This window comes from Pedobacter sp. D749 (genome assembly GCF_019317285.1).
In the GTDB taxonomy this organism is placed as follows: Bacteria; Bacteroidota; Bacteroidia; order Sphingobacteriales; family Sphingobacteriaceae; genus Pedobacter.
On record NZ_CP079218.1, the window covers coordinates 4,658,961 to 4,671,226 of the forward strand.

Here is a 12,266-nt window from a genome sequence, read left to right on the forward strand (position 1 = left end):
CATTTCTACAATTTTATCTGTTATCAATAAAACTATTACATAAAATATAAATCACTGAATATAAGATAATTAAATACAACTAATACGAATATTTATGTTTTGGTTTCTGGTTTGCCTATAAAGTTAGATGTATATCATAGCATTTGATATACACAATTATAGGGATGATTTTCCTCGTTAACGGATGTTAACGAGGTTTTTTATTTTCAGTATTTAGAAAAATTTTAAATAACTTTGATTAGATCATAACCGGATAATTATAAATTCATGAAAAAAATCATTCTAAGCTTGAGTTTTTGTCTTTTGACGGCACTTTCATTTGCTCAAACCACATACACAGGTCAAAAATTTGGAGAAGAAGTTAAACCAGGTGATGTAAAACCAGCTGCCAGGATGGAAGCTGCAATGGGTGACAAAAAAACTGTCGACATGAAAATTGAAGGCAAAGTAGTGGATGTATGTAAGAAAAAAGGCTGTTGGATGACATTAGAAATGCCTAACGGTGATCCAATGCGGGTAACTTTTAAAGATTATGCTTTTTTTATGCCTATGGATATTGTTGGCAAAAAAGTAGTTTTGGATGGCTTAGCAAAAAAACAAACCATCTCTGTAGAAACTTTACGCCATTATGCCGAAGACGCTAAAAAATCTCCTGAAGAAATAGCTAAAATTACCGATCCTAGAAAAGAACTTGCATTCGAAGCTAAAGGCGTAGTGATTTTGGATAAATAACAAGAAGTAAGAGGAAAAGAAGTCCAGAGGTCGGAAGTCTAAAGAGCCAAATTTTACTAAATAAATTACCAATAATAATATCCTATAGGAAAGTCGTCATCTCTACTGAAGCGTAGCGAAATGGAGAGATCTATAATAGATTTCTCGACTGGGTTGCACTCCGCTCGAAATGACGACATTCTAAACAAAAAATAAACCCCGATGCAGATTCTGTATCGGGGTTTATCTTTTATGTTTTTCGGGTTATAAAACCCAGTTCCACCCAAATTCGTCGGGTGCTAAACCGTAACGAATATCGTTCAGTTTTTTAGCAATACCATTAGAAATATGTCTGGTTGATGGATCGGTCAATTTATAGATCTGACCATTATAGCCCATTTCGCCTACATGCGTTACTGTAGCTGCAGTTCCTGCGGCAAAAGCTTCGGTTAAGCTTCCATTTTCAACTCCTTCAATTACTTCTTTAACAGAAACCCTACGTTCTTCAACTTCTACTCCTGCATCTTTAGCCAGTTTAATAATGGTATCACGCGTTACACCATCCAAAACAGTACTGCGTACTGACGGCGTAATTAGTTTACCATTAATTACAAAAAGTAAGTTGGCTGTTCCTGCTTCTTCGATAAATTCATGGGTTACTGAATCTGTCCAGATCAATTGATCGTAGCCTTCTTTTTTAGCTTGCTCAAAAGGATATAACGAACGCGCATAATTCCCAGCAGTTTTGGCAAAGCCGACACCACCTTCATCCGCACGTGTAAATTCAGTTTCAATTTTAACCTTTAATGCACTGCTATAATATGGACCTGTTGGCGTGGTTAATAAAGCAAATTTATAGGTATCAGACGCTTTAACACCTAAATAAGGATCCATAGCGAACATTACCGGACGGATATACAAAGCGTAATCTTCCTGATCAGGCACCCATTTCTCATCAACATTGATTAATGCAGCCAAACCTTGCATAAAAATTTCTTCAGGAATACCTGGCATCGACATTCTTGCAGCTGATTTGTTAAAACGCTCGAAGTTTTTATCAGCACGAAACACACTAATCTTTCCATCTGGTTGGCGATAGGCTTTTAATCCTTCGAAAATCGCTTGTCCATAATGAAGCGCAGAAATTGCCGGACTCATTGGAATCGGGCCATAAGGAAGAATCTGTAAATTTTTCCATTCGCCATCTTCATAGTCGGCAGTAAACATGTGATCGGTAAAAACCTTACCGAACGGTAATTGTGAAAAATCAGTAACAGTCAAACGTGTTTGATCTGCCTTTGTGATTTTTATATCTAATGTCTCGGTCATTGTATTTGAATTTTGAATGGGTGAACGATCGAATGATTGAGTGTTTACACCCTCATCTCTAATTCAATAATTCCCTCGTTCTGTCATTAACTATTTTGCGCAAATTAAGAAAAAACAGGCTTTTTTAATAGCTTTTTGCAATATTAATCTTTGTTTTTGAGTGTTTTAAGTACACTAAGCACCCATCCTTTACCCCATTCTTCCATTTGCTCTTCTGTCCATAGAAATGGGTAAAAGATTCTTTTCTGAAAACGCGGAGGCAGATACTTTTGCCAGTTGGTTCCACCTGTTGCCGCAATATCAACAGGATCTTTCTCCAGATAACGTACAGCCGATTTGTAATGCGATAAAGGCCATTCTACATTAACATACAGGTCCAGCTTACGTAATTCTTCAGCAAGTGCAGAAACATCGGCTCCATTGGCTTGTAATTGGTGGTATAAAGCGGAGAAATTGGTTAAAGTACGATCTTTTGCCAGTTGTAGAAACTGAGCCGCATACTTTTTAATAAATTGCTTTAAGGTTAAGGTTTGCTTACCCGAAGCCAGTTCGGTTGCACCGAATTTCCAATAAATATTTTCGAATTGTTCTTCTATTGTTGCAGTGCTTAGTTCTTCACGTCTGGATTTGTCCACCAGTCGGATAAAATCCGTAGCGCAGATCTCAATCATCCGGTACTGTCCCGACTGGAATCCACTAGCAGGCAATAACGACATGCGGAATTTCAAAAACTGTTCTTTTTCCATACCATCAACCATCACTTCAAAAGAAGTGGTTAAGGCGTTGAAATAAGCATTGATCCGTTTTACGCGTGCCGTAAAAAATTCGACAGTTAAATTTTCATGCTCCGCAATCTGTCTGCATTCGTGCAGTGCAAGCTTAAAATAAAGTTCAGTAATCTGGTGGTACATGATGAAAATCTCTTCATCAGGTATTGGTGTTTTAGGGCTCTGCAAGCTCAGCAAAGTATCCAAATGGATATAATCCCAATAGGTTAAGAAATCGGCATATAATAGTCCATCGAGGTATGATGCCATATCTTGCCCCATTGCCGTATATTTTTCCTGTAGTTGGTGTAGTTTGTCTTTTATTTCGGGTGTAAAATCCATGGTTTAAAGTTAGCTGCACAAAGGTGATAAAGATTTTGCAACAAATAACTAAATTTTATACATTTGGGCCAATGGCGATGGGGTACCGCCAAAACCGCCCAAACAGGCTGATGACTCCTACGATTTTATTTAAAATTGAATACAAATGCCTGTTAAAAAACTAACAGAAGGATTTCTTCTGTCTATCAAACACTTTATTAAACTCGATTTCGGATTAATCTTAATCAGCACTTTAAAGTGGCTATTGATTTCTGCAATATTGGGTGGAATTATCGGCTCTGCCTCTGCCCTGTTTTTAGAAACTTTAAATTGGGCAACCAGTTATCGTGAGCAACACCTCTGGATTATTGCTTTTTTACCAATCGCTGGTATAATCATTGGTTTGGCATACCATTATTGGGGGGCAAAGGTTGTTAAAGGAAACAATCTATTGATCGAGGAATTACAATCTCCTAGGAATGTGATTCCTTTGATTATGGCACCGCTCATTTTTGCGGGTACAATCATAACCCATTTATTTGGCGGATCGGCTGGAAGAGAGGGCACAGCGGTGCAAATCGGAGGAGCCTTTGCCGATCAATTTACGAAACTATTTAAACTTAAAGCCAGAGATCGAAAAGTGATCCTCATTTGCGGGATCAGTGCTGGTTTTGCATCTGTTTTTGGAACACCATTGGCAGGTGCGGTATTCGGATTGGAGGTTTTTGTTATTGGAAGTTTAACCTACAGTGCAATTCTTCCTTCCTTTATAACGGCAATTATTGCGGATTACGCTTGCAAAGCCTGGGGCGTTGGCCATACGCATTATTCTATAACCGCTGTACCAGAAGTGGATTCGATAAACCTATTGTTATCTTTAGGTGCAGGAATTTTGTTTGGTCTTACGGCGAGAAGTTTCTCTGCGTTAAACCACGGACTATCCAACCTTTTTGCTAAAATTAAATATCCACCATTACGCCCATTTATTGGCGGAATTATTTTAATCGCCATTATTTACCTGATCGGAAATACAAGATACATAGGACTGGGTATTCCGGTTATTTCAGAATCATTTATGCAGCGAGAAGCATATTATACCTTTGCAATTAAATTATTTTTGACTGCATTTACCTTGAGTGCCGGATTTAAGGGAGGCGAAGTTACTCCACTCTTTTTCATTGGCGCCACATTAGGCAGCTTTTTGAGTTTCTTTATCCCTTTACCGGTTAGCCTGCTAGCGGGCATGGGTTTTGTAGCTGTTTTTGCAGGGGCTGCTAACACACCTCTGGCTTGTATTTTTATGGGTATAGAATTATTTGGTGCCTCATCAGGAATTTACATTGCCTTAGCCTGTGTTACTGCCTATTTATTTTCTGGCCATACCGGGATTTATCACTCGCAAACGATAGGCGCACCTAAACATTTGTTATTGAAGAGGCATCAGTTTTTGAGGTAGCTTTGACAACCTTCTCAACAAGAGGCCTGTAAGGTTGTCAAAGCTTATCGAATTCGTTTAACAATCTTTTAAAGATTTACAAAATTTGGCTTTGACAACCTTCTAGTGCTCTGCAAAATAAGGTTGTCAAAGCTCATCTAATAATATAGCCCCATGAATATCAGAATGAAATTTTAAATATGCTGCTTTTCCGCCAAACCAGTCCAATACTTCTTGTTTCTTTAGTTTGGTATCAATTTCCAATAAAATCCGATTGTATGAACTCCACTTCCAATCTCTAAAATCTGCTACAAGTTTGTGTTTCTGTGGATTTGCATGAATATAATAAATGAGTCTGCTTAAATAGAATTCATCATTTATCTCGGCGCGTTTAAATGGTGTCTGAAATAATGTCCCTATTCTCTTATGCTGAATATTAAATGCTAACGCATAGGATTGAAAAAATATTCTGAATTGTTTGCTTACAATATCATGCAATGAAAAATCACCATTTGGGTCTATAGAGGCTAAACTTTCTTTAACCCGGATTAGCAGATGAAAATGATTCCCTAATAAACAAAAAGCATAAACATCTAAAACATTTGAAAGGTACTGATCAAGTTTATTGAGAAAAAATCTATAATTGGCATCAGATTTAAAAAGTGGTTGCCTATCTATAGATCGGTTATAAATGTGATAGAATTTTCCTTCTTCAAATTTAGTATAGTAATGTTCGGTTTTTGCCATAAGAATATTGCATAAACCAATAATACTAAAAATCAGCTATAAAAGCTTTGACAACCTACTGGCAAATAGCCTATAAGGTTGTCAAAGCCTTCGATATACGACTATTAATACAACACCCTAAATTTTATTGTTTGCTCAATCTTTTTAAGTGATTTAAACAGTTGTTTATCGTACTGTGCATTGATATCGGTAATGGCATAGCCAATTTCAGGATTGGTCATTAAAAACTGGCTCACAATATTAATATCGTGTTTGGCAAAAACAGTATTAATTTTCGCCATGATGCCCGGAACGTTTTTGTGAATATGGATTAAACGGTGCGATTTCTCAATTTTTGGCAATTGTAAGTTCGGGAAATTGCTGCTCAGATATGTTGCTCCGGTATTCATAAAATCGGCAACCCGTTTCGGGATAAAATCGATGTTGCGCGGATTATTTTTCGGATCATCGAAAACCACAATACCTTGTGTTGTGCACAAACCCAGGTCTATTTTATTTTTTGCATTACCTAAATACCCAATAGTTTTCAGCTTAGCAGCATTTTTTAACTGTTCTTTATCTATTTTCTCGCCATCAGCTAGCAGGATAATCCCCACATCTTTTACATATTTGTCTTCGAATGAGGTTTTATGACGAATAGATAAACCGTCATTTTTAAGAATGGATATGGTTAAAGGATCAACATCTCCAATTACCAAACAAAGAATTCTGTTTTTTGGATAAGAAATTGCACGCGGCAGATCGTTTACATACAAAAACTCATCGAAGCTTGGTGTTACATGGTCTGCTTTGGAAACAATGCTTTCGCGGGCAATATTCTCTGTAAATGCAAAAAATTTATTGATGATCCCGCTTTCGCGCAACTGGAAATCAGAATAACCATCACCTATACCAAATAACTCGCCTTCGAGTTTTAAATGCTGAAGTAATTTTACTTTACCACCTTCTTCACTTAAAGGATTGGCATGATCGTAATCTATAATTTTGCCATCTCCGGTGGTTACAAAGGTATTGGCATAAATATTTTCCTTTTTGATGTGATATTGGCTTACTACAGGTGTAATAAATTCCTTAAACCCACCAGATACAATCAGTACCTCATCGGCATGTTTCTTAAAAAACTCGGCATTACGCGAAAAGGAAGTAGATACTTTCTTTTTTAAATGTTTAATGAGTTGTTTTAAATGATCTTCATTGGCTTCAAGCAGCTTAACACGTTGTGCCAAACTTTCGGAGAAGGAAAGTTTTCCTTCCATGGCAAAATTGGTGTAATCTTCAATCTTCTGGAAAATCGCCTCTTTATCCGGGTGGTTCTTTAGCGAAATTCGGGCTAGTTCATCAAGTGCTTCTACCTGTGTAAAGGTACTATCAAAATCGATGATGTAATAGGCTTTTTCTTTGGGCATTATCTTAAATATTGGGTAATTTCTTTTATGCTTTCAGCAACCGGCTTAAAAGTAATACCTGTTGCCGTTTTCACTTTATGGTTATTGTAATAACTTAGGGTTAAACTGCTCTTTGCAGCATCTTTGGTGATAGAAGGCTGTTTGCCAGTAAATATAGATGCAAATTTTAGTGCTCTCCAGGCAATTCCAAGCATCCATGGTTTAGCTTCTTTTGATGGTGCTTTAACGTTAAAACCCTGCGCAATTTCGCTGAACAAATCTTTGTAATGATAATCGTCTGCAGAAACGATGTAGCGCTCTCCCGAGACTTCAGCATCCATTAGCAGGATCATCGCTTTGGCTACATCTTCAACATCAACAAAACCCGAAGCTCCATCAGTATAAAATGGGAAACCATCTTTTACCAATTTAAAAATTGCTCCACTCCCCTCAAAACCCGCATTTTTGCCAATAATGACCGATGGGTTCACAATAATAGCGTCTAATCCTTCGGTGATGCCACGCCAAACCTCCATCTCTCCTTCGTATTTGGACAAACCGTAAGCATGTGCTTTTGCATCATACTCCCAAAAGTCTTTTTCGGTAATTTTATGCCCCTTTTTTGCATTGCCCAAGGCAGCAACTGAACTTACATGCAATAGTTTGCAATTATTTTCGGCAGAAAGGTTTACAATATTCGATGTACCTTCTATGTTTACATGAAAAAGCTGCTTTTTATGTTTGGGGTTAAACGATACGAATGCGGCGCAATGGTAAACTTTAGTAATCCCAGTAAAAGCATCTTCTAAAGTAGCAAGTTCATTAATATCGGCTTCGAACCATTCAATCAAAGTATTATTTTCGATCAACGCAGGGATTTTAGATTTCTCCCGCTTCAGCGCCCGAACAGTTAAACCATTGTTGGTTAGCTGCTTAATTAATTCAGATCCTAAAAATCCAGTTCCTCCGGTTACCAGTATCATTTTATTTTTTTTCGGGCTATATGTGAAAATACGCATTCAAAAATAGATATTTGAGCCGAGAGTTTTAAATATATGTCATTAACGGATTTCTTTTCCCCAATAAACCCCGATAGTTTTACGCCAAAACAAGGATTTTTTACAAGTCAGCTGGGATTAAAAGCGCAGATTTACACCGAATCGTTTCCAGATTTTGAAGAACATACTTACGATCTGGCCATTTTTGGCGTACTGGATGGAAGAGGTGCCGTTAACAATGAAGGTTGTGCCCTGGCACCCGATTATTTCAGAGAGAAATTTTACAAACTTAATGAAGGCGCTTTTAGCAGTCGGATTGTCGATTTAGGTAATATTAAACACGGTGCAACCATTTCCGATACTTACATCGCCATCAAAATGGTGGTTTCAGAACTGATCAAAAAAGACATTATTCCCATCATTATTGGTGGCGGACAAGACTTAACCTATGGCCAATACCTGGGGTATGAAGATTTAGAGCAAAAAGTAGATCTCGTTATTATAGATAATCAATTTGATATTGGTGATGATGACAATGAGGGAATTGCTACCCGATCGGATTGTTATCTGAACAAAATTTTCTTACATCAACCCAATTACCTTTTCAATTTTAGTAATGTAGGCTATCAAACTTATTTTGTAAATCAAGAAAGTTTGAGTGTTATGGATAAATTATATTTTGATGTACATCGTTTGGGTGAGTTTGCCCAAGATATTACGTTAACGGAGCCCATTATCCGAAATGCAAACATGATAAGCTTTGATCTGAGTGCCATCCGCTCTGCCGATGCTGCAGCAAATGCGAACACCACGCCGAATGGTTTTGATGGCGAAGAAGCCTGTCGCATTGCCCGCTATGCAGGCATGAATGATAAATTAACCTCAATCGGATTTTACGAGTTTAATCCTGCTTACGACAATAACGGACAAACAGCTTTCTTACTTGCCCAAATGGTATGGTATTTTGTGGAGGGCTACTACGCTCGTAAAAAGGATTTCCCGCTTACGCCTAAATCGCAGTTTATAATCTATCGAACCAGCTTAAAGGATGGTTCCGGAGAAATGATGTTTGTAAAAAGCAAAAAATCAGACCGTTGGTGGATGCAGGTACCTTATCCGTCTGGCCAAACTAAAAATGAACGTTACCACCTTGTACCTTGCAGATATGATGATTACCAAACTGCTGTTAATGGTGAGATGCCCGATTTATGGTGGAGAACCTATCAAAAACTGAATTAAAATTCTATGTAATTTCAAAGTAGAAGCTATGTAATTTCAAAGTTAGTATTGTGTTTTTTTATTTTTTGCCCGAAAACCAGCACAAAGGATTACAGTCTTATGAGCAGTCTATCATAATTTTACACAGCTATTTACGTTTTAGCCATACAGAATTCTATATTTGAACAGGATTTAACCAACCTCATAAAAACATCATGATTTTCAAAATCAAAAAGTAAAATCAACAAATCATGATAACTAATGAAAACAATTTTATACAGATGAAAAAATTATTATTATCAGCAATGGCTTTATTGCCACTTGCAGCATTGGCACAGAAGCCATTTACAGTTAATGGTGACATAAAGGGCCTAAAAACCGGAGATAAGGTTTACCTTATATATCAAACAGAAGGCAAAAGCATTACCGACTCAGCAATTGTAGCAAATGGTGCTTTTGCTTTTAAAGGAACATTAGCCAGCCCTGCTCAGGGGAGTCTTTTCTTAAACAAAAATCCTTATGTTAATCGTCCGGCACAGGGTGAGAAACTAGATGCACTATCGCTATACGTAGAGCCAGGAAATATAAAGCTATCTGCAGCAGATTCATTAAAAAAAGCAACAATTACCGGTTCCGCTGTTAATGCTGATGCAGCTAAATTAAAAGCATTAACTAAACCTGTAGCAGATAAACTTGCTGCAATTAATGCAGAATATGCGGCTTATACACCAGAGCAAAAACAAGATAAGGCTGTTATGGAGGCTTTAGGCGCTCGTTATGAAAAAGAAGCTGCAGGATTGACACCATTGTTATTGCAGTTTGCTAACAGCAACCCAAAATCATTTATAAGCTTAAATTCAATTAATGAGCTGGCTTCAGATCCAGATCAGGCGGCTGCAGCAGAGAAAACTTTTAATGCACTTTCACCTGAGCTTAAGGCAACTTACACGGGCAAAAAAATTGCTCAAATATTCGAAGCAGGAAGAAAAACAGCTATAGGTGTGATGGCTATGGATTTTACTCAGAATGACCCTGATGGTAAACCCGTTAAATTATCTGATTTTAAAGGAAAATATGTACTGGTAGATTTCTGGGCTTCATGGTGTGGTCCATGCCGTCAGGAAAATCCAAATGTGGTAGTAGCTTACAACAAATTTAAAGATAAAGGCTTTACTGTTTTAGGCGTTTCTTTAGACCGTCCGGGCAAAAAAGATGCCTGGTTAAAAGCAATTGCTGACGACAAATTAACATGGACACATGTTTCTGATTTAAAATTTTGGGATAACGAGGTAGCTCAAATGTATGGCATTCGCTCAATTCCAGCCAATTTCTTAATTGATCCAACAGGTAAAATTATTGCTAAAGGCTTAAGAGAACAAGCTTTACAAGATAAACTTCAAGAATTATTAGGAAGTAAATCGAAATAAAAAAGCATTCAAACAAAGAAAGTCCCAATTTTTAGTTGGGACTTTCTTTGTTATAGGAAAACTTATTAAGCAGATTTTAAGAAATCCAATACGTTAATGAAATAATTTTCAAGTCCCTGGTAAGGGTCTTCTCCAGGAATCCACGATGCGAATTTCCAGTATTCCCAATCTGTATTTTCGATTATCGGTGGGATTAAAAGGAAATATTGTTCTTCCGTCAGGCCACCGATTACAATACTTCTAGCCAGTTTAATTCCTACATCGAGCAATTCTATATGCTCAGTCCAGATTTCGATTAGCTGTGGGTCAACATCTTTTAGAAATGCTACATCACTTATCTTGGAAAACGATGGATCACGTTTTCATTTGGTGTAGTAAATCCATTGGTAATCAACAGAAATTCTTTATAATCCGCTGGAAGCGTTACTCCCAGCCTTATTTCAGCTTCTTGTATTTCGGCTGAGGTGGCGGGTTGATTGCCCAGCCATTTTGTTTCAGTCTGCTCAGTTGTAAAACTAAATTCTCCTTGTTTAATCGACGTTTCGGAAATCTTCTTAAGTATTTTCTTCAACTTATAATCTTTTAAATCAAGTCAAACCCGATATCTTCCCTGAAATATTTCCCGTCGAAATAAATTCTCCCAGCATCAGCAGTTGCCGATTGTAAAGCAGTAAACAAATCTTTTTGCAGACTGGTAATCGCAATTACCCTTCCTCCATTTGTTTTTACCACATCATTTTCTAATAACGTACCGGCATGAAATGCATTAGAATGACGTAGGTTCTCGATGCCCGAAATGGCTTTACCTTTCAGGTAATCGCCTGGATAACCACCTGCCACAATCATTACAGTAGCGGCCGTTTGCTCAGAAATAACCAGATTAACCTGGTTTAATTGTTTATTGGCTGTAGCTAAAAATAGCTCTACCAAGTCGTTTTCAACTCTGGGTATCACACTCTCTGTTTCAGGATCGCCCATACGTGCATTGTACTCAATTACAAAAGGCTCCTCTCCTACTTTAATCAGTCCGAAAAAGATAAAACCTGTATAATCGATATTATCTTTCTTTAAACCATCAACCGTTGGTTTAATAATGCGTTCTTCTACTTTAGCCAAAAATTCTGGTGTGGCAAAAGGAACAGGAGAAACCGAGCCCATACCACCAGTATTTAAACCAGTATCGCCCTGGCCAATCCTCTTATAATCTTTAGCAGAAGGCAGTGTAATATAATTTTCACCATCAGTTAAAATAAATACCGAAAGTTCTATCCCGCTTAAAAATTCTTCAATGACTACCGTTGCCCCAGCTGCACCAAATTTACCGCCAAGCATCAGTTTTAATTCTTCCTGAGCTTCGATGGTTTCAGTGCAGATTAACACCCCTTTACCAGCTGCCAAACCATCTGCCTTTAAAACTACCGGTAAAGCATGGTTTTGCAGATAAGCCAAACCATCTTCCAAAGTTTCGGGCGTAAAAGATTTTGAAGCCGCAGTAGGAATACCATGGCGCTCCATAAACTGTTTAGAGAAATCTTTGCTTCCTTCTAAAATGGCGCCCTCTTTTTTAGGTCCGATAACAGGAATGTGTGCAATGGCTTTGTCGGCAAGGAAAAAGTCATGAATACCATTTACCAGCGGTTCTTCAGGGCCTACTACAACAAGTCCGATGTTTTCGGTAAGCACTACTTTTTTAATGGCATCAAAATCGTTTACATTGATGTTGATGTTTGTGCCATAAGCCCCTGTACCACCGTTACCTGGAGCAATAATTAGTTTATCGCAGTGCGAAGACTGGCTCATTTTCCAAGCGAATGCGCTTTCTCTGCCGCCTGAACCTAAAAGTAAGATATTCATATCGGCAAAGATAATATTTTACCATCAAGTAGCCCAGTATGAAGAGGTAAGACTTTACGATAAAGCACTTTTGC

Annotated in this window: 12 protein-coding genes and 1 riboswitch; of the genes, 4 read left to right on the forward strand and 8 right to left on the reverse strand. The window is 37.7% G+C overall.

All coding sequences use genetic code 11. The features are described from left to right. Window positions 1-267 precede the first annotated feature (267 nt). Window positions 268-732: a DUF4920 domain-containing protein gene (locus KYH19_RS18960; protein ID WP_219076232.1), complete on the forward strand. Its 465-nt coding sequence runs from the start codon at window positions 268-270 to the stop codon at window positions 730-732. Between the two features lie 243 nt (window positions 733-975). Here KYH19_RS18960 and KYH19_RS18965 read toward each other — a convergent pair whose 3' ends face one another. Both KYH19_RS18965 and KYH19_RS18970 read right to left on the reverse strand, forming a co-directional pair. Beyond that, the gene (locus tag KYH19_RS18965) at window positions 976-2,040 is read right to left on the reverse strand and encodes a branched-chain amino acid aminotransferase (RefSeq protein ID WP_219076233.1); all 1,065 of its coding nucleotides are present in this window, start codon (window positions 2,038-2,040) and stop codon (window positions 976-978) included. Between the two features lie 143 nt (window positions 2,041-2,183). Continuing rightward, window positions 2,184-3,149 carry a tryptophan 2,3-dioxygenase family protein gene (locus KYH19_RS18970; RefSeq protein ID WP_219076234.1) on the reverse strand — a complete coding sequence of 322 codons (966 nt, stop codon included), beginning with the start codon at window positions 3,147-3,149 and terminating at the stop codon, window positions 2,184-2,186. A 64-nt stretch (window positions 3,150-3,213) separates the two neighbouring features. Further along, window positions 3,214-3,276: riboswitch (Fluoride riboswitch) on the forward strand. 18 nt (window positions 3,277-3,294) lie between these two features. On the opposite strand from KYH19_RS18970, the gene KYH19_RS18975 reads away from it, so the two are divergent. Beyond that, entirely contained in the window at window positions 3,295-4,584 is a 1,290-nt protein-coding gene (locus KYH19_RS18975; protein WP_219076235.1) for a voltage-gated chloride channel family protein, read from the forward strand. Between the two features lie 126 nt (window positions 4,585-4,710). On the opposite strand, the gene KYH19_RS18980 is transcribed toward KYH19_RS18975, so the two are convergent. The 3 genes from KYH19_RS18980 to KYH19_RS18990 form a co-directional block, all read right to left on the reverse strand. Further along, on the reverse strand, window positions 4,711-5,310 hold the full coding sequence (locus KYH19_RS18980) for a hypothetical protein (protein ID WP_219076236.1): 600 nt from the start codon (window positions 5,308-5,310) through the stop codon (window positions 4,711-4,713). 104 nt (window positions 5,311-5,414) lie between these two features. Then, window positions 5,415-6,716 carry an HAD-IB family phosphatase gene (locus KYH19_RS18985; RefSeq protein WP_219076237.1) on the reverse strand — a complete coding sequence of 434 codons (1,302 nt, stop codon included), beginning with the start codon at window positions 6,714-6,716 and terminating at the stop codon, window positions 5,415-5,417. After that, entirely contained in the window at window positions 6,716-7,714 is a 999-nt protein-coding gene (locus tag KYH19_RS18990; protein ID WP_370630254.1) for an NAD-dependent epimerase/dehydratase family protein, read from the reverse strand. Before KYH19_RS18990 ends, KYH19_RS18985 begins: the two co-directional genes overlap by 1 nt. A gap of 36 nt (window positions 7,715-7,750) precedes the next feature. Here KYH19_RS18990 and KYH19_RS18995 point away from each other — a divergent pair, with 36 nt between their 5' ends. Continuing rightward, window positions 7,751-8,932: a formimidoylglutamase gene (locus KYH19_RS18995; protein WP_132399453.1), complete on the forward strand. Its 1,182-nt coding sequence runs from the start codon at window positions 7,751-7,753 to the stop codon at window positions 8,930-8,932. A 260-nt stretch (window positions 8,933-9,192) separates the two neighbouring features. Beyond that, a complete protein-coding gene (locus KYH19_RS19000; protein WP_219076238.1) occupies window positions 9,193-10,338 on the forward strand; it encodes a TlpA disulfide reductase family protein in 1,146 nt (381 codons plus the stop codon). Between the two features lie 65 nt (window positions 10,339-10,403). Here the strand turns inward: KYH19_RS19000 and KYH19_RS19005 are convergent, their stop codons facing one another. The 3 genes from KYH19_RS19005 to purD form a co-directional block, all read right to left on the reverse strand. Further along, a complete protein-coding gene (locus KYH19_RS19005; RefSeq protein ID WP_219076239.1) occupies window positions 10,404-10,607 on the reverse strand; it encodes a hypothetical protein in 204 nt (67 codons plus the stop codon). Window positions 10,608-10,672: 65 nt separating this feature from the next. Next, entirely contained in the window at window positions 10,673-10,909 is a 237-nt protein-coding gene (locus tag KYH19_RS19010; RefSeq protein WP_219076240.1) for an SMI1/KNR4 family protein, read from the reverse strand. 11 nt (window positions 10,910-10,920) lie between these two features. Beyond that, window positions 10,921-12,192 carry a phosphoribosylamine--glycine ligase gene (purD, locus tag KYH19_RS19015; RefSeq protein ID WP_121284457.1) on the reverse strand — a complete coding sequence of 424 codons (1,272 nt, stop codon included), beginning with the start codon at window positions 12,190-12,192 and terminating at the stop codon, window positions 10,921-10,923. Between the last annotated feature and the right edge of the window lie 74 nt (window positions 12,193-12,266).